This is a genomic window from Comamonas sp. CMM03, from assembly GCF_019218715.1.
GTDB lineage: Bacteria > Pseudomonadota > Gammaproteobacteria > Burkholderiales > Burkholderiaceae_C > Comamonas > Comamonas terrigena.
Map to the genome: position 1 here is coordinate 303,286 of NZ_JAHUXB010000005.1, position 21,495 is coordinate 324,780.

Below are 21,495 nucleotides of genomic sequence, written 5' to 3' on the forward strand. Positions count from 1 at the left end.
TGTGGCTGGACAGCCTGGTCCTCATGCTGCGCGACAAGGGCGCGCTTTTGCTGCTGGTGGGCGCGCCGATACTCTATGGTTTTTTCTATCCCTGGTTCTACAGCACCCAGGTGGTGCAGCAGGTGCCGGTCGCTCTGGTGGTGCATGACAACTCCGGCCTTGCCCGGCAAATGCTGCGGTTTGCCCAGGCCAGTCCACGGATTGATCTGAAACTGGTGACCTCCGATGAGGCGGAAGCCCGCGAGGCTGTGCTGCGCGGTGAGGTCATGGGCTATGCACTGCTGCCGCGTGATCTCAAACGCGATGTGCTGCGCCGCACGGATGTGGTGGTGCCGGTCTATGCCAACGGCGCTTATCCGCTGGTCAGCAAGCAGGTGCAATACGGTTTTGCCGAGGCGTTTGGCACGGTCTCCGCGGGTGTTGAGATCAAGCGTCTGGAGGCTGGCGGTCAAAGCGCACCACAGGCTGCGGTGGGCCGCTCGCCGGTGAACTTGCAGACCGTGGCCCTGTTCAATCCCACAGAAGGCTATGGCAGCTTTGTTGTGGCAGCCGTGGCCGTGCTGATCCTGCAGCAGACGCTGCTGATGGGCAGTGCGCTGCTGGCAGGAACCTGGCGGGAGCAGGCGCTAGCGCATGTAGGCGCTCGCCAGTGGCTTGCACGGCTTCTGGCGCTGTGCGTGCCGGGCTGGCTGGCGGGGCTTTTCTATTTTGGCTGGATCTTCGTCTGGCAGGACTTCCCGCATGGCGGCAACCCATGGGGTGCTCTGGCGCTGCTGGCCTGCTTTGTGCCGGCGGTGGTGGGATGCGGCTGCCTGCTGGGCTGGTGGCTGGCGAACCGTGAGCGGGCGTTGCAGGTGGTTCTTTTTACCTCGATTCCACTGGCTTTTCTGGGGGGCTTCACCTGGCCGGCCGAGGCCTTGCCTGAGCCGCTGCAGTGGCTGCGCTGGCTCTCGCCCAGCACGGCGGGAATTGAGGCCTCGCTGCGCTTCAATCAACTGGGTGCGCCGCTGCCTTCCGGCGTGGCACAGCTGGCCTGGCTGTCCAGCATGGCGTTGCTGTCCTGGCTGACCGTGCTCTGGCTGGGTGCACGGCGGCGCAATGCCGCGGTGTGAGCCAGATCGGGCACTGTGATGCGACCCGCTGATGCAGCAGGCCTTGCCGAAATCCCTGTGGAAGCCCTTGCCCGGTCATGCATCGGGAGCCATGCGGACATCTTGATGTGTGCGATGGCGGTGTTCGCGACGGTGCGGACGTCTACCGATGTGGGCATGGGGGCTGCGAGCGACCGGCTCCGTCCGTGGAGCGGCCTTGTATGGCCGCATGCGCAGGGGCCCGAGCGCAAAAAAAGCCACGCCCTGCAGGACGTGGCTTCATGGTTCAACGCAGGCGTGATAGCTTTGCCATGCGGCATTGGCAGGGCCGCGCTGCGGATTCACTTCCCCGGCAGGCTTACCAGTTCATGCGGAAGCCGAGCTTGGCGCTGATGGCGTGGCTGTCACCAAAGTCCTGCACGCTGGTGCGTGCCAGCAGTTCGCCGTAGAGCGTATAGCGGTCCTGGTCCCAGTTCAGCGATGCACCCATGCCCAGCCCTGCCCACAGCGCCTGTTCCTTGCTGGTTACATGGACATCCGCGACCTGTGCCGACGTGCCACGCTGAGCGTCGTGGTACAGGTTGGCGATACCGTACACGTGCGAGCGACGGGCCTTGCCGTTGGCTGCCGTCCACTGGTTTTCGTGGTCCAGTGACACACCCAGGCGCGTGACCAGGCTGTCGCCGTTGTCGCGGGATACATGGGCTCCGTACTGGTCGGTGAAGGCATTGAAGCGCACTTGCGACCAGGCCAGCTGGACCTGTGGCGTGAGCGACCAGCTTCCACCCAGTGCTAGGCGGTGACCGGCTTCCACGCTGCCTGCCATGCCGCGGCCGCGGTTGTTGTTGACCAGGGTGGTTCCCAGCGTGGAAGAGCGGATGTCGGTGTCATACCAGGTGGCCGTGATGCGGGCGTCCACGTAAGCACCATTGCGACCATACCAGGTGGCTGCCGCGCCCAGGCCGTAGCCTGTGGCATCGATCGTGCCTCTGCCGAACACCGAGGAGACATTGGAATTGGCGGTGCCGTAATGGAAGGTCGGTCCCACCACCAGGGTGCCCGCCTGGTTGGCCATGACGGGGGTATCCACGCCGCCTTCAAATTTCCAGGTACGGACGTCGTAGCTGGCGCGGGTAGTGCTGGTGTCCGGATCGATGTCGGTGTTGGAGCCCTCCATCCGCGCCCAGGCACCATGACCGATGGCTTGCTGGCCATCCGGCGCGGTGTTCATCGATGCCGTGGGTGACCACGATCGGTTGCCAACGCGTTGCTGCAGGGTGCCTATTTCGTTGAAGCGCTGCAGGACCCCTGAGTAGGTCTCGTACAACGGCACGGTCGGGGCCAGCAGCGGTGTTGTGGATGCGGTGCTGCCGGAACCGGAGGTGGTGTCGATCAGTGTGGAACGCAGATACCAATCGCCGTCGGCCGGGGTGGACACACCGTTCTGGTACAGGCGGTAGCCATACGCACCAGCGACCACGGCCTGCTGGCCCTGGAACGTATAGTCGCCCGCCAGGGTGAAGCTGGCGTTCGACAGGCCCTGCACGTCGATGACCTTGATGCCCTCGGCCGTCAGTGCCCCCGTGCCCCCGACGTTGAGTACCTGAATCTGGCCGCTGCCCGAGGTATCCCCGGTCACCACCAACTGGCCGGTGGACGCTCCATCACCACCGAGTGCCGTATTCACGCGCACGGTGCCGCCGTTGCCGATGTAGTCGCCCGCGATGGTCAGCATGCTTGCGCCTGGCGCCACGGTTCCCGTGTTGTTGACGTTGCCAAAGACCGTGCCGGAACCCGACAGCGTGCCGGCCGTGTTGACGGTCACGGCGCTGGTGATGGAACCTTCAATCGACAGCGTGCCGACGTTGACTGTGGTTGGTCCGGTGTACGTCTGGGCGGTATCCAGCACCGTGGTTCCCGTGCCGTTCTGGGCGACACCGCCCGCGCCCGAGATGAGCTGGCTGAAGGTGTAGCTGTCCGAACGATTGAAGGCCAGGGTGGCTCCGCTGTTGACCACGACGTCGCTGGCAAGGCTGCCGCTGGCGCCGCCGTTGCCGAGCTGCAGTGTGCCGGCGTCGATGGTCCACGCGGTGGCGTTGGTGCCGGTGCCTGTCAGCGCCCAGGTGCTGGAGCCGGTCTTGGTGAAGCTGTCGAAGTAGCGGTACTGGGCGCTGTCCCCGATGGCCGAGACGTCGAACACGTCGTTGGCACTGCCGCCCAGCACAAAGGCATCGTTCGTGCCTGCTGCGCTGGCCACCACGTTGCCGATGATGCGGGAGCCGGCCTGCAGCTCCAGGGTTGCGCGGCTGTTGGCCGTGGCGCCGAATTGAATGGCGTTGGTGGCACCGTCGCCGCTGCGGATCGTGCCTGAATTGATGATGGAGAGGGGGGTGTTGGAGGTCGGCTGCGTGTAAAGGGCAGCGGCACCACTGCCGCCTTCCATCAGACCCGTGTTTTCCACGGAATACGTGCCGGTGGCAAACCGGGCTGCGTAGCCACCACCTGTGCCGCCGCTGGTGTCGTCACCACCCCGGATCGTGCCGTGGTTCAGGAGGAATGCTGGAGACGCCGTATTTCCGAATGCAACGCCTGAGCCAGCCGCACCGCCGTTGCCGTCACCGCCTGTGATGGTGCCCCCCGCGGAATTCACGACGTTGCTGCCTGCGTTGACGCTGACCCCTGCGCCAGCCGCCCCCGCAATCGCGCTGCCGCCCAGGATGGCACCATTGTTGGTCAGGGTGGCGGAACCGCCCAGCACCATGCCTGCCCCACCAATGCTGGTACTGCCGCTGTCGGTATCTGAGCCGCCTGTGACGGTGCCGTTGTTGATGGCCGTACCGTTGGCGTGAGACAGCCCATTGTTTGTGCTGGCGCCCGTTGTTCCTACATAGGTTCCGTTGTATGTCCTGGAACTTCCCCCTGGGGCCGTGAAGCCGGTGGCGCCTGGATCTCTGCTCAGCACATAGCCCTGCGTATCAAAGATGATGGGTTTGCTGGGAGAGGGGAATGCCGTGGTGCTGGTGATGGTGAAGCTGGAAGCCAGGCGGATCGTGGCACTGGGATCGCCATCGGTACTGGCACTGTTCAGTGCCGCGCGCAGCTCTGCATCGCTGCTGACCAGGTATTCGGCAGCGGATGCACCGAGGGGAAAAAGCAGTGCGATGGCCAATGCGATGGGCGATGCCTGCGGAACGCACACGCTGGAATTCGGTGTGCCACGGGTGAAATGATTCCCCACTTCTTTACATCCTCTGAATTGATATATGTCAAGAAAACGACAAAACGGGCGGGATTACAGCATGGGGCCAAGCGACCTCTGGGAAGTCGGGACCGATTTTTTGCAATGGTCCATGGCTGCCCGATAGTGGTGTCCTCCGTGCGCTGTGCGCTGCCCTGAAAAGCAGCGGATACCAGACGTTGCTGGCGGTAAGAAAACGTTGCAGAGCAAGGCGGAAGCGCCATTCAGCATGGGTCTTCGGCAGTGGCAATTGATCGAAAGCTGCCCTGGATGTGCTTCCCAGGCACTTACGATGGAGGTTTGAAATTGGGGAGGCCGAGCCGTGCCGGAGAGCTATCTGGGAAGCTGTTTATGTGCAAAGGTCAGCTACCGCCTGCTGACACCACCCAAGGCAGTGACCCATTGCCATTGCTCGCAGTGCCGCAAAAGCCATGGCGCGGCGTTTGCCACCTACGGGGCGGTGCCACGCCATGAGGTGTGCATCGTCTCGGGGGAGGCGGACATTACGTCCTATGCTTCATCGGACTCCGTGCTGCGGCAGTTCTGCCGGCACTGCGGATCGTCTCTGTTCTGGTCCAGAAAAGCCGGGGATTGGCGCGACTGGGTCTGCGTGGCGCTGGGCACGCTGGATACGCCTTTTGAGGCGACCAAGCAAAAGCATGTGTACCTGGATGCGCAGCCTGCATGGTCCCCCTTCCCTGGACCGTGCGTGCAGCAGGGCTGACCGTCAGGCCCTGTCCTGCCACGGCGTTCGGCCTGGAATGGTGATCACGGGGCCTGCGCCCCCATCCGGAGCGGTCGCTCAGCCGTTGCGTGGCCTGGTCGTGGTGCCCCGGGTCTGCCCACGCAACTGCTGGCTGGCGGAGAGCACCAGCCGCCGGTAGCCCAGCACGGTGCCTGTGGTGGCCAGGGCCAGCGCGCCGATGCTCAGCAGCACCAGAACGATGTCGCGTGGCCAGACGTGCTGCAGCATCCATGACAGGTCCCAGCTATGCAGAAAGTTGAACAGCCAGCGGTTGGCACGCTGTGCGCGGTCCAGGCTGAGCACCACCTCCCCGGATGCGGGGCTGAGGTAGACGGTCGTGCGGCCCGGGTCCTGGAACTCCACCCGCAGCACGGGCAGATCGCGGGCGGCGGCGGCGTACATGGATGCCTGTCCGCGCCGGTAGTAGTAGGCGTCGTAGCGGTCCAGCACGGTGGCGGAATGGATGGCGAAGGGCAGCAGCAGGGGGGCGGCGCGTTCCAGCTGCGCGGGCTCCAGTCCGCGCTGGACCTGGTAGCTGCCTGCAGCGCCGGACAGCACGCGGCTTGCGCCCGCCGCATCCAGGGCCAGCAGGTAGGGCCGGCCGGCCAGCACTTTCCATTCGATCTCGCGGGTATCGAATCTGCCGGCCTGCAGCAGTTGCAGCGCATCCTGCACAGGCAGCGCGGGCCGGGTGGTGCCTGGAAGGCCTTGCTGGTAGGCCCGCAGGTCCGGGCGTGCACCCGTGGGGCTGAAGATGCCCAGCGGGTTCATGGACATCAGGCCGCTGAAGATCCACAACACCATCACCAGCCCGAACACCAGGCCGGTGATGTGGTGCCAGCGCATCTGGAATTCGCGGTACGGGGTTTTGGCGCCTGACTTGTAGCGCCCGTTGAAGCGCCAGCGCCAGATGCCCACCAGGGCCCCGGCCAGGGCCGAGAGCGTGCCCAGCGCCGACAGGCCGATCACCAGCCAGCTCCAGACCGGGTCTTTGGCTCCGTCGCGGAACATATAGACCCAGTGCAGCCAGGCGCCCACGTAGTTCCAGTAGCCCTGGTAGCGCGGCACATCCACCACCACTTCACCCGTGGTGGAGGAGACGTACAGCAGGGTCTGTGCAGCATCGTGCATCTGGACCTGGTAGAGCGGGCGGTGTGCATCCAGCAGGCCCGCGTGGGACCACCGGTCACCCTGGGTGCGTCCCAGCACCTGGCCGGAGGCGCCGGACAGGAAGGACTGGGCACTGCGCAGCGCGGTGGCCGCATCGACCGGCGGGGCGGCGGCGCCGGTGGTGGCATCCACCACGCGCCATGTGCCGTCGCCTTCCTTGAGCCGGTAGCTGGGCCGCCCGGCGATGGTGGTGAGCGTGATCTGCTGAACGGCCTGCGGCGCGGGGCTGCGCTGCAGGGCCTGCTCCACCGGTACGCAGCACTGCGCGGCGGCCAGGGGGAGCGGAGGCAGTGCGCCCAAGCGCTCTGCGGGCTGCAGCTTGGGGTAGCCCACAAAGAGCATGACCATGCCGCTGAGCACCCACAGGGCCATCAGCACGCACGCGGCCACCCCGGTCCAGCGGTGCACCAGAAACACCAGGCGTTTGGCGTGGGAAATAGACCACATACGCAGCCCGATCAGAAGCGGTGGTTCACTGTCAGCTCGACACGCCGGCCTTCACCGACGAACCACTGGTTGGTAGTGTAGTAGGCGGTGGTGAAGTAGTGCTTGTCGAAGACGTTGAAGCCGCGCAGCGTCAGCGTGGTGTCCGCCGTGGCCTGCCATTGCAGGGCCAGGTCGGTGGTGGTGTAAGCCGGCAGCCGGAGCGTATTGGCCGCATCCGCATAGCGCTGACCCACATGGCGCAGCCCGCCCGACAGCGTCCAGCCGGGTGTGAACTTCCAGCCTACCCAGACATTGGCCACGCGCTCGGGCACATCGGTGGGCACATTGCCGTTGCGTGATTCGGCGACACCGCCCACGGATTCGCGGAAGTCGTCATAGCGGGCCTTGAGCAGTGCCACGTTGGCGTCGACCTGCACGGACGGGGTGATCTGCAGTGACAGCGTGCCCTCGAGTCCCTTGGATGAACGCTCGCCCACCTGGATGCGCAGCGCGGGATTGGTGGGGTCGCGCGTGAGCAGATTGTTCTTGGTGATGGTGTAGGCAGCCAGGGTCCAGTCACCTTTGCCTTCCCAGAACGACTGCTTGAGGCCGACTTCGAACTGCTTGCCGGTGGACACATCGAAAGCCGCGTTCGCTGCCGACAGCATGAGCAGTCCGCTCACCGGGTCGGCCGCCTTGGCGGCCTGGGCGTAGAGCGACAGATCCGGCTGGAGCTTGTAGACCGTGCCCAGGCGCCAGCCGGTGTTGGAATAGATGCGCTGGAAGGCCTGGCTGCCTGCCACCAGGTCCTGGCGGGTGAGGTCGGCGTGGTCAAACCGGGTGCCTGCCACGATGGACCAGCGTCCGGTCAGCTCCAGCCGGTCTTCGGCGAACAGCGCGTACTGGTCAGCCTGGTTGCGGTAGCGCGGAATGTAGGGCACCGCGCTGGTGTAGTAGCCCGGGTCGGGGTGGTAGGGGTCCACGGAGCCGGAGCTGCCGGCGTAGGTGTTGTTGCTGTGCTCGAACGTGGCACGGTTCACATCAAAGCCCACAGACACCTGGTTGGGGCGGCCGAACAGGCTGCCGATGAAGGTGACATCGGCGGTGTTGCCGGTCTGCGTCTGGTCGTGGCCGATTTCGGTGTTGCCTGAACGGTCGATCAGCCCTGTGCTGGCGTTGTAGGCATAGGTTTCGGCGTTGCGCCAGTAGCGGTCGCTGCGGATGTGGTAGAGCTTGCTGCGCACCGCGGTGCTGCTGTTGGGGGCCCACTGGGCCGTCAGTTCGGTCCAGCGGTCCTGGTAGCGTATGCGGCTGTCGGCCACGTTGTAGTTGCGCTCGCGCAGGGCCGGGTCCTGCCCACCGTTGACCAGGGGCGTGCCAAAGTAGCGCATGGGTTTTTGCCGGCCTTGCGCGTGCGAGAGCTGGAGGCTGAAGTCCGGCGTCAGGTCCCAGCGCAGCGCGCCGCTTACGGTGCGGTTGCTGGAATCACCGCGGTCCACCCAGCCGTCCGACTGGTCGCCGCTGACATCCAGGCGGTAAGACCATTGGTCATTGATGGCGCCACCGCTGCCAAAGGCCAGGGCGCGCTTGCCGTCCGTTCCGATGGTGGCCTGGACTTCGTTGCGCACCGGGCCGCGCGTGGGTTTCTTGGGGATCACGTTGACCACGCCGCCAATGGCGCCGTCGCCATAGATGACCGAGGCAGGGCCGCGTAGCACTTCGATGCGGTCGATGGACCAGGTGTCGAACGGAAAGCTGACGCCCACGCCGCCGTACTGGCGGGTGCCGTCATACAGGCGCATGACGGAGGTGGTGTCCGTGAAGCCGCGCGCGGACAGGGAACTGCCGCTGTTGCCGGGGTGGCCCAGACTGGTGATGCCGGTGGAGCGGGTGATGGCATCGACCAGCGTGCTGTCGCCCTTGGCCTCCAGCTGTTCGCGGGTGGTGACTTCCACGCTGGCCGGTGTGTCGCGCAGGCTCAGGTCCAGGCGGCTGCCGGTGCTGACCGGGCGTTCCAGGGCGGTGCTGCCGGACGAGTGGACGGTGACGGTGTCCAGCGTGGCAGCGGGTGCGGTGGCGGTAGCGGTGGCGGTGGCGGTGGCGATTTGGGCCCAGCCGGGAGAAGCCGCCCATGCCAGTGACAGCAGCCAGGGCAGCCGGGCCATGGCCAGGGCTGTGCGCGGGCGTTGCAGGGCGAGGGACGAGCGAAAACGGGCAGCGCCTTGGGGCGCTGCAGCAAAAATGGGACGGGTCATGAACGATCTGCGTGCAAGTGGAACCAGCCGCGCAGGACCAAGCCCGGCGGCGATGGCGTGCGCCGACAGTCATGCCGGTCGCACGGGGCTTACACGAGAGCGGGAGGGCCCCGGGGCGGGAGCGGCGCCCCCACCAGCGCGGCAATGCGCGCGGCGACAATGGGTTGCAGCGCCAGCCCCAGGGGCTGCGGCTGCGCTATATGCTGGTACTCATACACCGGCGGCGTGGTGATGGCCAGGCACAAGGGGCAGTCCAGAGAATGGTGCGGGCCGGGGACGGCCTGACCGTCCTCATCCAGCATGATCACCTGCATGCTGCCACCTGCCGTGCAGACCACTTCCATGGCGCGGGGGTGCACGATGGGCGAGGCCACTGCGATGCCCAAGGTCAGCATGAACCACGCCAGAACCAGGCGGGTCAGTGACAGGGAGGAGCGCAGCGCTTGCATGGCCTGCATTATGCAAGCCAGTGCAGCCAAACCGGAAACGGTGGCCGGAAAAATCCGGCCCGGTGCCGTGCTGTGTGCCATTCACCACGGGCTTGCGCCAGGTCCGCAACGCTGGCGTTGCAGGGCCGGGTTTGCAGCGTTGGTACGTTCAATTGCCCTTCCACACACGCATGCACCAGTGCCGCGCACGGCGGGTTGCAGCGGTGTGCAGGGCGGTATGCCAGAGCGGGTGTGGACACGCGTTCTGGCCATGCAAACACCGCCACCACGGTGGCCGCAGGGCGCTGCAGGTGACTGCAGGCCACTGGCAGCTACCGCCATGGGCGGGTCAGCCGACATCAGACCGGCTTACCAGGTGTGTGCGTAGCTGATGCGCAGCACCGTGCCTGCTGCGGGCAGGCGGCTGGTGTTGTTGTTGCTTCGCAGCAGCTGGCTGTACAGCGGGTAGTAGTTGCGGTTGAGCAGGTTCTCCACACCCAGGGAGATGCGGTTCTTGGGGTCGATCTTCCACTGGCTGATCAGGTCCAGCGTGGTGTAGCCCTTGGTGTTGTAGCGGCCGAAGCTGGTCTTGCCATCCAGGCGGTAGTCCTTGGAGGAATAGGAGCTGGCCTGCAGGCGGTGGCTCCAGCTGGCGCTGGGGCGGTACTCCACATAGGCCGTCAGCTTGAGGGGTGGAATGCGGTAGCCCGTCATGTCCTGGTACTGGGCCGCATTCTGGGGAAGTTCACGCCCCTTCATCCAGGTGAAGCTGCCGCCGGTGCTCCAGTGGTCGTCGTCGCTGAAGTAATCCAGGCTGCCTTCCAGCCCATGGATTTTTTCCTTGGTGCGCAGCAGGGTCAGGCCGTTGTTGAAGCTTTGCACCGCCCCCAGATCCGACTCGGACTGGAAGGCACCCAGGTTGGCGATGACGTTGGCGAACTTGCCGCGCCAGCCGATTTCGACGGTGTTGGTCTTGACCGCCTGCAGGTTGGAGTTGCCGATGTTGAAGGCTGGTGTGGCATTGCGTACCACCACGCCGATATCGGGCAGCTCGAAGCCCTGGCTGTAGGAGGCATAGAGTTCATGCCCCTTGGTGGGCGCGAACACCGTGCCCAGGTTGTAGGTCCAGGCGTTGTACTTGACGGTGCCGCCCGCCACCGGCTGGGGGGTGGACAGCTTGGACTGCGACAGCGGCGTGAAGTCGTTGAAGCTGGCCTGGGCGCGGTCGTAGCGCGCACCGCCTTCCACCGACCATTGTTCGTTGAACTTGTGCTGCAGTTGGGCAAAGCCGCCGAGGCTGCGCGTGGTGACCGGGGGCATGTACATCAGGCGCCCGGTCTTGTTGAACACCAGGCCGCCGCTGGCGTCATAGGCGGCGGGATCGAAAATGTCGATCGGCATGTCGGTGCGCTCGTGGTTGAAGTCTGCGCCCCAGATCAGCAGGGTGTTCTTTTCGGCCCCCAGCGGGGTCTTGACGGTCAGGCGGCCGCCGAACACATCGGAGTTCTGCATGGATTGGTCGACGTTGGCGCCCCGCACGGGCACGGCCCGCGCGTCGAACGGGGCAAAGCGCGTGTAGAAATCCCGGTAGTAGAACTGCGCCGCCACGATGCTGCCCGCAAGGTCACGGTTCTCGTAGTCCAGGCCCAGCATGGTGTTCTTGATCTGGTTCTGGTCGGCCAGCACCAGGCCGCGGATGGGCCTGGCCGCTGCCGTGCCTGCAGGCAGGCGGGCCACGGACGGATCGGACGCATAGTCCGTGTCCTGGTTGGCGTTGTAGTGGCTGGCGGAGAGCTGCAGGCGCTGGTTGGCATCCAGCTTGAAGCCGATCTTGGCCGATGCGTTGTAGATGTTGGAGTCGAACAGGTCGCCCTGGCTGGGTTCGGGGGCGATGCGTTTGCCCTTGGCATCGTAGGAGCCGCCGACATGCTTGGCACCCAGGCTGACCGAGTAGTCCACCACGTCGCCGCCGCCAGACAGGTAATGCTGGATTTCACCCCCCAGCCCCGCGCCCTGCAGTTGCGAGAGGGGGGCTGATCCCGTCACGACGGTCTCTGCCTTGGCTTCGCCCGAAGGGCGCTTGGTGCGCACGGAGACGATGCCGCCGGCCGCGCCGCTGCCGTAGATGGCGCTGCTGCCGCGCAGCACTTCGATCTGTTCGATGTCCGCGGGGTTGATGTTGGCCAGGTTGCGGGAGGAGTCGCGGTTGGTGTTCAGCGGAACCCCGTCCACCAGCACCAGCATGTTGCGGCCGCGCAGTGTCTGTCCGTAGTCGGTGATGGTGTGGCTGGAGTCCGCCATGCCGGGAACCACCTTGCTGAGCATGGTGGCCAGGCTGTCGGAGCCTTGGCGCAGCTGCTGGACTTCTTCCCCTTCCAGAATGGTCACCTGGCGCGACGGGGCCACCAGATTGTTCTGGGTGCGTGCGGACACGGTGACGGCGGCCAGTTCCGCTGCAGCTTGTCCATCTGCCGATGCGGCGGCGCCGGTCTTGGACGCGGCAGGGGCTGCGGGCGTTTGGGTGGCCGGCGCAGCTTCCAGCGCGTAGTTGCCTGCGCCCAGGCGGCGGGCATGCAGCCCCGAGTGTTCCAGCAAGCGTGCCAAGCCGCTGTCGACGGTGTGGGGGCCGGACAGGCCGGGGGTGCGCAGGTCCTTGAGCTGGGCCAGGTCCATGCTGAGGTTGATGCCGGCCTGGCCGGCAAAGTCCATCAGCGCGGGGCCCAGCGGGCCGGCGTTGATCTGGTAGGCCTTCTGTGCGGACTGGGCAGCAGGCTCTGCCGCGTGCACCGCCATGGGCAGGGCCAGTGTGGCGCTGCCGACGATGGCCACAAACGCGGCTCGGACGGCCAGGGTGAGCGGGTGCAGTGGCACCGCAGGGGAGTGGGGGGTGGTGGGCCGTGAGCGCGTGGCGGGCATGGTGTTCAGTCCTCGTTGTCTGTCAATGAATGGGTCTTGATGTGCTTGACAGGCGAGATCGAAAAACCGGACAGCAATGGACAAAAAAATTGGTATTCCTGCCTGCAAGCCAGGAATGGTCAGTGGCGAAAGATGACAGGCAAGGGCGGTGGAAAGAGCAAGCGGAGGGCAGCCGGAGAGGAATAGCGCAGTCCCATCAGCATCAGGCGGGGATGAGCGTCACCCAATAGCGGGTGCGTGCTTGCGTGCGCACGCGCAAGGTCTGCGTCAGCAGTTCCAGAATGCGGTCCGTGTCGCGTAGCTGGAACACGCCGGAGACGCGCAGGTCGGCCACACCGGGGGCGCACTGCAGCACCCCGGGGCGGTAGCGCTGCAGCTCGGCCAGGAAGTCGTCCAGGCGCATGTCCTGGGCATACAGCGTGCCCCGCACCCAGGCATCGGTATGGGGGGGCAGTGGTGTGACGGCACCAGTCTGGTGGCTGTTGAAGCTGACCTGTTCGCCTGCCTGCACCACCAGGGACTGGCCGGACTGCGCGGGCGTGACTTGCACGGCTCCCTGCAGCACGGCCAGCGTGGTGCCGTGCGCATGCTTGCGAACGGTGAACCGGGTGCCCAGGGCGCGCAACAGGCCGTCGTCCGTCTGCACCACGAAGGGCAGGGCTTGGTAGACGCTGTCGTGCGCAGTCTCCACCAGGATCTCGCCCGCATGGTGGCGGACCCGGCGCGCTTCGCTGTCAAAACGGGTGCTGATGGCGGAGGCCGTGTTCAGCAGCACGTGGCTGTGGTCCGTCAGCGTCACATCGCGCGTTTCGCCCGTGGCGGTGCTGAAGTCTGCACTCCAGACCTGCCACGGCAGGTGGCGGTAGGACAGCCAGCCCAGCATGGGGGTGGCCAGGACCAGCGCCGTGGCCCGCAGCACGTGCCGGCGGCTGCCTGCCCGTGAACGGTTCAGCACGGCCATGCCCATGGATGGGGGGACGCCATCCATGCGCAATTGCAGCTGTTCTATGCGCTGCCAGACGGCTTCATGGGTGGCACTCCGGCTACGCCACTGGGCCAGCTCGGCCTGCTGCGCAGCGCCGAAGCCGGTGGCATGCCGGCGCGCCATCCATTGGGCCGCCTCGTCGAGAATGTGTGCATCCATGGTGTGGCCTTCACGCATCCCACATCACGCGCAGGCATTGCCGGAAGCCTTGTGCCATATAGCGCGTGACGGTGCGCACGCTCAGCTGCATCTGCTCGGCAATCTCCTCGTAAGCCAGACCTTCGAGCTGAGAGAGCAGAAATGCCGTGCGCACCTTGGCCGGCAGTTCGCCCAGCAAGGCATCCAGCTCTTCCAGCGTCTCCAGCAGGATGGCCCGGTCTTCGGCAGACAGGGTGGTGGCTTCAGGCAGCAGCTGCAAGGAGGTGAGATAGGCCTGTTCCAGCGAGCGGCGTTCCAGGTGGTTGATCATCAGCCGCCGGGCGACGGTGGTGAGATAGGCCCTGGGCTCGCGAATGTCTTCAATGGCCTGGGTCTTGGCCGTGCTCCAGATGCGCGTGAAGGTGTCCTGTGCAATGTCCGCTGCGTCGTGGCGGTCACCCAGCTTGCGTTGCAGCCAGGCAATCAACCAGCGGTTGTGCAGTGTGTACATGCCGCCAAGTGCTTCACTGGCGATGCTGTGGGCGGGGGTGGACACGGGAGGTTCAGGTGCATTGGAAATGCGGCGATTCTACATAAATGATACCTATTCTCAATTTGTACAAAGCCTCACCTCAAGATGCAGATTGGGGGCAGGTTGCGAATCGCAGAGAGCTTGTGTGGAGATGTGAGCCTGGACATTGGTGCGACGTGGGCAATGCCGCTGTGCGGTCTGTGCCCTCCGCCTCACCAGGCTGTGGGCTGTATAGAGAAACAGTAAACTTTGGACTTGATAGCTCCCAAAAAAGAAGCCAAGCATGTCCGTAGAACCCGAACAGGAAGACGTCTCCATCTTCGAAGACCGCCTTTGGCACCACAAGGGCTGGGAAGCCCGTGTCATCAAAAATGAAGACGACGATGGCTGGGCTGTGTCAATGACCCAGGACGGCCAATCGGAGCCCGCCCTGGTCGGCCCATGGACCATGGGCCGCGACAAGAAGAATCCCAAGCCACTTGATGTGTCGGCCTTCAATACCTTGGTGAAGACGGCCCACGAGGTCATCCGTCGGCATGAGCAGCACCTGGCAGCGCTGTTGCACCAGGCCATACAGATTGACGTGCACGGGTTGCGCGTGACGGTGGCTCTCGATATCGAGCCCGATGAGGAGAACCCCACTGCCACGCTCAGCGCGACGGCGGCGGACGGCAGCCAATTGGCCCAGGTACGGGCCCGCCCCGACTACAGGCTCACCCGCGCTGCTGCGCAGCAGTGGGCAGACGCCGGCTACCCGCGCACGAGCGAGGACTGAACGTCAGGGCAAGGCGGCTGCCTTGGCCTGGGGAGCGGCTTGAACATCACGCAACGCTGATTGCCCAGGAGTGCGGTGCGGCTGCAACGGGTGGATCTCCTGCGGTCGCCCGCCAGTTGCAGACGCTGCCCTCAACGCGTTGGGTTGAGGGTGGTGACCGAAAGCAGCTGCTCGGACATTTGGCTGCGGGCCCGCAAGCCTGCATTGGGGGATTGCACTTTTTCATCTTGAATAAGGCGGACAAACACCTTGGCTTGCGCGCCTTTCCTGGCCCACCCGACATACCAGCCATAGGCTTGATCAGCTTGGTACTTGTGGTCCTGCCCCGGTGACCCGGTGCCTGTTTTCCCGTAGATCCGCCAACCGTTCAGATCTTCCTGTCGGGTGATCTCTTCCGTCATCCCATAAGCACCAGCGCTCACGGGGAGCTGGCGATTGACCAGCTTTCTCAGGAATGCAGCCTGCTCGATGGGGGAAATCTGGAGCGACGACATGACCCAGACACCCTGGTTTTCAGGGTGTTGCACCTGGACAGCTGAGGTGTCTTGGTTTCCGTAGTTGAAGGAGGCCACATAGGAATCGAAGCGAGTCTGGCCGAGTTGTTTCACCACCTGTTGGGAGTACCAGAAGACGGATTTCTTCATCCAACCGGCTGGATCAATATCTCCCTTCCATGCATCCCCTGCCCAGTCAGGGTAGCCATCTCGATAGGGCCATGCTGGGCGGTGACTGCTTTGGAGCACGCCAGAGTCAAACCCCATCAAGCTGATGGCGACTTTGAACGTGGATGCCGGCGTGATGCGCTGTGCGCAACTGGCACCACTGCGGACAACGGTATCGCCGGTTGTTGCATCCACAACCAGGGTGCACAACTCGCCTGCGTGCGAGAGGGGCGCCGAAAACACCCAAAAAGCAGAAAATGGATGAGGCAGGCGGAGGCTTTGGGCATTTGGACGCTTGAATGGAAAGCTGTAGTGTCGCCCGAAACACCACTGCCCACGTGAAGCGCCCAGGGGCGATCGCTATGGTTTACCAGCTCCTGTTCGCCGCACACCTGAAACCCGTCATGGGGCCGTCGACCGCATCGTTGCTCAAATGACCGATAGGGGATCGTGAGGATGCATTGCTGCTTCATGCCACGGGGCAGGCTGGCAGCTGGCGCCCCGCCAGCAATGCCCCTCTCACCCTAGCCCCGGACATCCAGGTTCATCAGACGCACCACCAGCTTTTCCACTTCCAGCAGCACCAGCAGCAGCACGCCCAGCCCGATGGAAAGCAGGCCTGCGGTCATGTCGACGGGGCGGCTGTCGAACAGCGCCTGCATGGGCGGGGTGTAGGTGAACAGCAGCTGTGCCAGGATGACGCCGCCCACGCCCAGCAGCACGGCCGGGGTGCCCAGCACGCCGCGCAGGCTGAGCGAGGTGCCTTGTATGTAGCGCACGCTGAACAGGTAGAAGATTTCCATGATCACCAGGGCATTGACGACGATGGTGCGTGCCAGCTCGACCGAGTCACCACGTTGCAGCGACCATTCGAACATGCCGAAGCAGCCTATGGCGAACAGCACCGACACCAGGGCAACGCGCCACAGCAGATAGGGCTGCAGCAGCTGTTCGTCGGGGGAGCGGGGCTTGCGCTGCATCAGCGTGGGCTCCGGCGGCTCGAACGCCAGTGTCAGGCCCAGCGCCACGGCAGTGATCAGATTGACCCAGAGAATCTGCACCGGCGTGACCGGCAGCGACAGGCCCAGCAGGATGGCCGCGACGATGACAATGGCCTGGCCGCCGTTGGTGGGCAGGGTCCAGGCAATGACCTTGCGCAGGTTTTCGTAGACGGTGCGCCCTTCCTTGACGGCAGCGACGATGGTGGCGAAGTTGTCGTCGGCCAGCACCATGCCTGCGGCTTCCTTGGCAGCAGCGGTACCGGTGATGCCCATGGCCACGCCGATGTCGGCGCGCTTGAGTGCCGGGGCGTCGTTGACGCCGTCGCCGGTCATCGCAATGACGCTGCGGTCTGCCTGCAGGGCCTGCACCAGCCGCAGCTTGTGTTCGGGGCTGGTGCGGGCAAAGACCGTGGAGGCCCTGGCTACGTCGATCAGCTGGGCGTCGTTGAGGCCGTCCAGCTCATGGCCCGAAGTAACGCGGATGGTGTCGGCCAGGGCCAGCTCCTTGGCAATGGCGGCGGCGGTGGTGGCATGGTCGCCGGTGATCATCTTCACGGCGATGCCAGCGCTGCGGCACTCGCGCACGGCTTGCTTGGCGGTGTCGCGCGGCGGGTCGATCATGCCCAGCACACCCAGCAGGGTGAGGTCTTTCACATCGTCCATGTCCACGCTGTCTGCGCCGCGTGCCGGGGCGCGGCTGGCCAGGCCCAGTACGCGGTAGCCCCGGGCGGCCAGGGCGTCGATCTGCTGCAGCCAGTAGGGGGCGTCCAGCGGCTGCAGGCCTTCGGGGCCCTGCTGGTCCACGCACATGGTCAGCACCTGCTCGGGTGCGCCTTTGACAAAAACCACTGCCAGGGCGTCGGCAGGCCGGTGCAGGGTGGCCATGAAGCGGTGGACGGCATCGAACGGCACTTCATCCAGGCGGTGCCAGTCCAGACGCAAGGCCTCCACGTCCAGGCCGGCGCGGCTGGCCAATGCCACCAGGGCGCCCTCCATGGCGTCGCCTTCCACGGTCCAGGTGCCGTCGTCGGCCTGTCGCACGTGGGCGTCGTTGCACAGGGCTGCTCCCCGGGCGAACTGCAGCAGCGCCGGGTGGGCTGCGGGGTCCACCTGCTGGCCCGCCAGACTGAAGCGGCCCTGGGGGGCATAGCCTTCACCTTCTATGTCAAAGCTGGCGCCGGGCAGCACCACGGCGCGCACGCTCATTTCGTTGCGGGTGAGGGTGCCGGTCTTGTCGGAGCAGATGACCGAGACTGCGCCCAGCGTTTCCACCGCCGGCAGATTGCGCACGATGGCATAGCGCGCAGCCATGCGTTGCACGCCAATGGCCAGTGCAATGGTCATGACCACGGGCAGGCCTTCGGGGATGGCCGACACCGCAATGCCCACGATGGCGATGAATGCATCGGCCAGGTCGTAATGGCGCACCCACAGCGCAAAGCAGAACATCAGGGCGGACAGGCTCAGCACCGTGATGGTGAGCTGGCGTGCAAAGCGGTCCATCAACCGGGTCAGCGGGGTGGCCAGGGTCGCCACCGTGCTCAGCATGGTGCTGATGCGGCCCAGCTCGGTACGCGGGCCGGTGGCCACCACCACGCCCAGGCCTTGCCCTGCGGCGACCAGGGTGCCGGAGTAGGCCATGCAGAAGCGGTCACCCAGGGCGGCATCGGCAGCCACGGGGTCGACCGATTTGTCGACGGCGACCGATTCGCCGGTCAGCATGGCTTCATCCAGCTTCAGGCTGCTGGCGCGCAGCAGGCGCACATCGGCTGGGACGCGGTCTCCGGCTTCCAGCAGCACGCAGTCGCCTGCCACCAGCTCTTTGGCAGGCACGGAGCTGCGCAGGCCGTCGCGCAGCACATTGGCGCGGCTGGAGACCATGGCCTTCACCGCATCCAGCGCTTTTTCCGCGCGGCCTTCCTGCACAAAACCGAAGATGGCATTGATCAATACCACCGCCAGGATGACCCCAGTATCGACCCAGTGCTGCAGCAATGCCGTGACCACGGCCGAGCCCAGCAGCACATAGATCAGCAGGTTGTTGAATTGCGACAGAAAGCGCACCAGCATGCTGCGTGACGCGGCAGCGGGCAGGGCATTGGGCCCTTGCTGCTGCAAGCGCTCACCGGCCTGGCCGGAGTCCAGTCCGGCGGCGGTCGTGTGCAATTGGGTGAGTACGGCATCGGCCGGCAACGCGTGCCAATCGGCAACGCGGCTCTGTTTCTGCATCTGAGACTCCCTGACGATTCAACTGAAACTGAAACGTGTGTGAGCCGGATCTGTGCCCGGTTGGATAGCTACCGTGGAGAACGCTGCGGCAAATGATAGGCGCTCAGCAAGCTTTGCCACTGACCATGGGCAGAACGGCGGCCATCGGCATGACAGCAATGTGGCGGCCCGATGGCGTTTTTTGCCTCTGGAGTCGCCGTTGCATTGCCGCAGTGCATTCTTTCGCCCGCTGCTTACTTCCTGCTGTGGACGTCGCCTATTTCGACTGCCACGGGCAGGCGTTCGCTCCACATTTCCACGGTGAATTTGTCACCAGCGTGAATACCCAAAAGTACGAACGCATCCGGCTGGACCGCACATCGCTGGAAGCGGGAGGGCGCGGGGTGGTGCGGTACCACCCAGACCCGGTGCAGTGTTCCTGAGCTATCAGCGCATGCTGGCAGTTCCTGAGCTTGTATGCCTGGCGGGCTTCCTGGCGGCTCCGTGCTGTGGTGCTTTGTCTGCGCGGGGCGGATGGCCTTGCGCCGCCGCTTGGTGGGGCCGCGTACCTGTAGCATGCATGGGCGGCTGTCTACTTGGAGATAGTCCGATCAAAGCAATTCAGAGGAGTGCATAGAGATGGAGCAGCGCAAACTGGGAGACAAGGGAAAGCTCTCTTCAGCCATAGGCCTGGGCTGCATGGGAATGAGCGAGTTCTATGGAGAAAGCAACGACGCAGATTCGCTTCGAGTCCTGGCGCGAGCACTGGAGGTCGGCGTCACCCACTTCGACACCGCAGACACCTACGGCTTTGGCCGCAACGAACAACTCCTCGGTCAGTTTGTTGCTCACCTTGGCAAAGCACAGCGCGACCAAATAGTCCTTGCCACCAAATTCGGGATTGTTCGCTCTGAAGGGAAGTATGAGCGCCGCATCGACAACTCGCCTGCATACATTCGGCAGGCCTGTGAAGCGTCGCTGAAGCGGCTCGGCGTCGAAAGAATCGACCTGTACTACTGCCATCGGCGAGACCTCTCTGTTCCCATTGAGGAAGTCGTGTCCTCCATGGCCGCCCTGGTCGCCGCAGGAAAGGTCGCTGCAATCGGCCTGTCGGAAGTTTCCCCGCAAACGCTCAGGCGGGCCCATGCCATCCACCCCATTGCAGCCATTCAGAGTGAATACTCTCTCTGGAGCCGAGAGCCTGAGCACGCGATGCTGGACACCTGCGCCGAATTAGGAACGACCTTTGTTGCCTATAGTCCCCTTGGCCGCTCTTTTCTTGCCGGACCAGTCAATGTGGACGAACTGGCGTCGAATGATTTCAGGCGTTCCAACCCGAAATTCAACGGCGATGCTGGGGCACAGAACCAGCAACTCGTCAGCGAGCTGACGGAGTTCTCTTCACGCTATGGGCTGAAAAACTCCCAAGTTGCCTTGGCGTGGATTTTGAACAAGCACCAGAACGTCATTCCAATTCCTGGTACGCGACGGGTGAGCTATCTGGAGAGCAATGTCAGCGCTTCCAGCGTGACACTCACCTCAAAGCAAATTCAAGAACTCGATGAGATGTTCGCACCAGGGCGTGTGGCTGGCGAACGCTACCCTGAGGCGGGCTTCACCGGAATCGAAAGCGAGTGACCGTTCGGCCATGCAAAGCGAGTGGGCATAAGCCTCTCTCCTTGCCGCGCCATGGATTGACCCGGTTTCACGAGACACTTTTGAGCCCTTGGGTGGACGGTGCTCCTATGCGTGTGATCCCTCTGCAGGACTCTTGGGCGAGACGCCAGTTTGTGGTGTGCCTCAAGCAGGACGAGCAGCTTTCCCCGACGGCCAAATTACCGGAGAATTGTGCGAGTCCGTTGCGTTAGCCCAGTTAGGCAAAGGGTCGCTAAACGCTGCTTTTGGCCGATCTACGACTGTTGCAGTCCGACCGAGGATTTAGATGTTGTTGCTGCCAGATCGCGGAGACCTACCGCTTCAAGATGCTGGACCAATAACTGCGAAGCAGGACTTAGCTCCTGGGGGGGGCGCGAGCAGACTACGAGCTGGCGCCGTGCCCAGGAGTCGATCAATGGCAAGTAGCGCAGGCCATCGCTTACGTTTCGCAGCAGGCTGTCGGGTACAATGGCCAAGCCCAAACCTGCACGCACGCCGCGCAGGACACTGTCGATTGTGGTGACATTCATGCGGTAGCGGATCACCCGCCCCAGATGTACGGCAGCTTGGTCAAGGCTCTGCCGTAGCGCTGTGGAAGCTGGCATGCCGATATGGTCGAAGTCCAGCGTGTCCTCAAAGCTGCATTGGCTACGGTGTGCCAGCACGCTGTGAGGAGCTACCACGGCTACCAGCCGATCCTGCATGTAGGGCCGGACATGCAAGCCATCCAGCGCCTCTCGATCCCAGCAAAGGCCCACTGCAGTTTGTCCGCTACGCAGGCTGCGCACGATCTCGCGACCATTGCATTCAGTCACGCTGACATCTATTTGTCGATGGGTCGGATCGGCCAGAAAGTCGGCAATGTCGTCTGGAAGTTGCCCCAGGATCGCCGATAAAGTGGCCATTATCCGAACCTCGCCTTTGATGCCGGATGACAGACCGGAAAGCTCCTGCACAGCACTGTCTGCACGTTCCAGTATGGCCTTGGCATGGCCCAGGAGGACCTCGCCTGCAGCGGTAGGCAGCACGCCCCGCCGATGACGTGCCAGCAGTACCGAACCAAGTTGAGCTTCTAGCTGTTGCATACGTTTGCTCACGGCCGATCCCACAAGGTGGTGTTGTGCCCCTGCCTGTGCCAGGCTGCGAGTGGCACATACGGTCACAAACAGGCGCAAGTTACTTAAATCCAGGTCCCGCATAGACAAGAAAAGGTAGAGAAGAGAGTTCTGAAAGTTCTGAAATGGAATGGCTGGTGATCAATTATTACCG

At 64.2% G+C, this 21,495-nt stretch carries 14 protein-coding genes; 4 read left to right on the top strand and 10 right to left on the bottom strand.

Features of this window, described 5'->3' with window-relative positions; genetic code table 11:
* Nucleotides 1-23 precede the first annotated feature (23 nt).
* Complete coding sequence (locus tag KW830_RS18225) at nucleotides 24-1,112, top strand: ABC transporter permease (RefSeq protein WP_370626157.1); 1,089 nt, start codon at nucleotides 24-26, stop codon at nucleotides 1,110-1,112.
* Nucleotides 1,113-1,449: 337 nt separating this feature from the next.
* Here KW830_RS18225 and KW830_RS18230 read toward each other — a convergent pair whose 3' ends face one another.
* Complete coding sequence (locus tag KW830_RS18230) at nucleotides 1,450-4,329, bottom strand: autotransporter outer membrane beta-barrel domain-containing protein (RefSeq protein ID WP_218333967.1); 2,880 nt, start codon at nucleotides 4,327-4,329, stop codon at nucleotides 1,450-1,452.
* A gap of 322 nt (nucleotides 4,330-4,651) precedes the next feature.
* On the opposite strand from KW830_RS18230, the gene KW830_RS18235 reads away from it, so the two are divergent.
* A complete protein-coding gene (locus tag KW830_RS18235) occupies nucleotides 4,652-5,053 on the top strand; it encodes a GFA family protein (protein WP_218333968.1) in 402 nt (133 codons plus the stop codon).
* Between the two features lie 78 nt (nucleotides 5,054-5,131).
* Here the strand turns inward: KW830_RS18235 and KW830_RS18240 are convergent, their stop codons facing one another.
* The 6 genes from KW830_RS18240 to KW830_RS18265 all read right to left on the bottom strand — a co-directional run bounded on the left by KW830_RS18240 (nucleotide 5,132) and on the right by KW830_RS18265 (nucleotide 13,903).
* On the bottom strand, nucleotides 5,132-6,691 hold the full coding sequence (locus KW830_RS18240; protein ID WP_218333969.1) for a PepSY domain-containing protein: 1,560 nt from the start codon (nucleotides 6,689-6,691) through the stop codon (nucleotides 5,132-5,134).
* 11 nt (nucleotides 6,692-6,702) lie between these two features.
* Complete coding sequence (locus KW830_RS18245; RefSeq protein WP_255578827.1) at nucleotides 6,703-8,925, bottom strand: TonB-dependent siderophore receptor; 2,223 nt, start codon at nucleotides 8,923-8,925, stop codon at nucleotides 6,703-6,705.
* Nucleotides 8,926-9,014: 89 nt separating this feature from the next.
* A complete protein-coding gene (locus KW830_RS18250) occupies nucleotides 9,015-9,374 on the bottom strand; it encodes a DUF2946 family protein (RefSeq protein WP_066536142.1) in 360 nt (119 codons plus the stop codon).
* 348 nt (nucleotides 9,375-9,722) lie between these two features.
* Entirely contained in the window at nucleotides 9,723-12,269 is a 2,547-nt protein-coding gene (locus tag KW830_RS18255) for a TonB-dependent receptor (protein ID WP_218333970.1), read from the bottom strand.
* Nucleotides 12,270-12,471: 202 nt separating this feature from the next.
* On the bottom strand, nucleotides 12,472-13,413 hold the full coding sequence (locus KW830_RS18260) for a FecR domain-containing protein (RefSeq protein ID WP_218333971.1): 942 nt from the start codon (nucleotides 13,411-13,413) through the stop codon (nucleotides 12,472-12,474).
* Nucleotides 13,414-13,423: 10 nt separating this feature from the next.
* Nucleotides 13,424-13,903, bottom strand: coding sequence for a sigma-70 family RNA polymerase sigma factor (locus KW830_RS18265; protein ID WP_218333972.1), 480 nt, complete (start codon nucleotides 13,901-13,903; stop codon nucleotides 13,424-13,426).
* Nucleotides 13,904-14,207: 304 nt separating this feature from the next.
* Between KW830_RS18265 and KW830_RS18270 the strand changes: the two genes are divergently transcribed.
* Complete coding sequence (locus tag KW830_RS18270; RefSeq protein WP_066535147.1) at nucleotides 14,208-14,699, top strand: hypothetical protein; 492 nt, start codon at nucleotides 14,208-14,210, stop codon at nucleotides 14,697-14,699.
* A gap of 131 nt (nucleotides 14,700-14,830) precedes the next feature.
* On the opposite strand, the gene blaOXA is transcribed toward KW830_RS18270, so the two are convergent.
* Nucleotides 14,831-15,556, bottom strand: a complete 726-nt coding sequence (gene blaOXA / locus KW830_RS18275; protein ID WP_370626155.1) for a class D beta-lactamase — start codon at nucleotides 15,554-15,556, stop codon at nucleotides 14,831-14,833.
* Between the two features lie 329 nt (nucleotides 15,557-15,885).
* On the bottom strand, nucleotides 15,886-18,591 hold the full coding sequence (locus KW830_RS18280; protein ID WP_218333973.1) for an HAD-IC family P-type ATPase: 2,706 nt from the start codon (nucleotides 18,589-18,591) through the stop codon (nucleotides 15,886-15,888).
* Nucleotides 18,592-19,209: 618 nt separating this feature from the next.
* Between KW830_RS18280 and KW830_RS18285 the strand changes: the two genes are divergently transcribed.
* On the top strand, nucleotides 19,210-20,208 hold the full coding sequence (locus KW830_RS18285) for an aldo/keto reductase (protein WP_066535139.1): 999 nt from the start codon (nucleotides 19,210-19,212) through the stop codon (nucleotides 20,206-20,208).
* A 272-nt stretch (nucleotides 20,209-20,480) separates the two neighbouring features.
* Here KW830_RS18285 and KW830_RS18290 read toward each other — a convergent pair whose 3' ends face one another.
* On the bottom strand, nucleotides 20,481-21,425 hold the full coding sequence (locus KW830_RS18290; protein ID WP_218333974.1) for a LysR family transcriptional regulator: 945 nt from the start codon (nucleotides 21,423-21,425) through the stop codon (nucleotides 20,481-20,483).
* Nucleotides 21,426-21,495: the final 70 nt, after the last annotated feature.

Excerpts from the sequence above, each read along its gene's own strand:
- KW830_RS18225 (WP_370626157.1), top strand. The coding sequence starts at position 24 with ATGCTGCGCGACAAGGGCGCGCTTTTGCTGCTGGTGGGCGCGCCGATA.
- KW830_RS18240 (WP_218333969.1), bottom strand. The coding sequence starts at position 6,691 with ATGTGGTCTATTTCCCACGCCAAACGCCTGGTGTTTCTGGTGCACCGC.
- KW830_RS18245 (WP_255578827.1), bottom strand. The coding sequence starts at position 8,925 with ATGACCCGTCCCATTTTTGCTGCAGCGCCCCAAGGCGCTGCCCGTTTT.
- KW830_RS18250 (WP_066536142.1), bottom strand. The coding sequence starts at position 9,374 with ATGCAAGCGCTGCGCTCCTCCCTGTCACTGACCCGCCTGGTTCTGGCG.
- KW830_RS18255 (WP_218333970.1), bottom strand. The coding sequence starts at position 12,269 with ATGCCCGCCACGCGCTCACGGCCCACCACCCCCCACTCCCCTGCGGTG.
- KW830_RS18260 (WP_218333971.1), bottom strand. The coding sequence starts at position 13,413 with ATGGATGCACACATTCTCGACGAGGCGGCCCAATGGATGGCGCGCCGG.
- KW830_RS18265 (WP_218333972.1), bottom strand. The coding sequence starts at position 13,903 with ATGTACACACTGCACAACCGCTGGTTGATTGCCTGGCTGCAACGCAAG.
- KW830_RS18270 (WP_066535147.1), top strand. The coding sequence starts at position 14,208 with ATGTCCGTAGAACCCGAACAGGAAGACGTCTCCATCTTCGAAGACCGC.
- KW830_RS18280 (WP_218333973.1), bottom strand. The coding sequence starts at position 18,591 with ATGCAGAAACAGAGCCGCGTTGCCGATTGGCACGCGTTGCCGGCCGAT.
- KW830_RS18285 (WP_066535139.1), top strand. The coding sequence starts at position 19,210 with ATGGAGCAGCGCAAACTGGGAGACAAGGGAAAGCTCTCTTCAGCCATA.
- KW830_RS18290 (WP_218333974.1), bottom strand. The coding sequence starts at position 21,425 with ATGCGGGACCTGGATTTAAGTAACTTGCGCCTGTTTGTGACCGTATGT.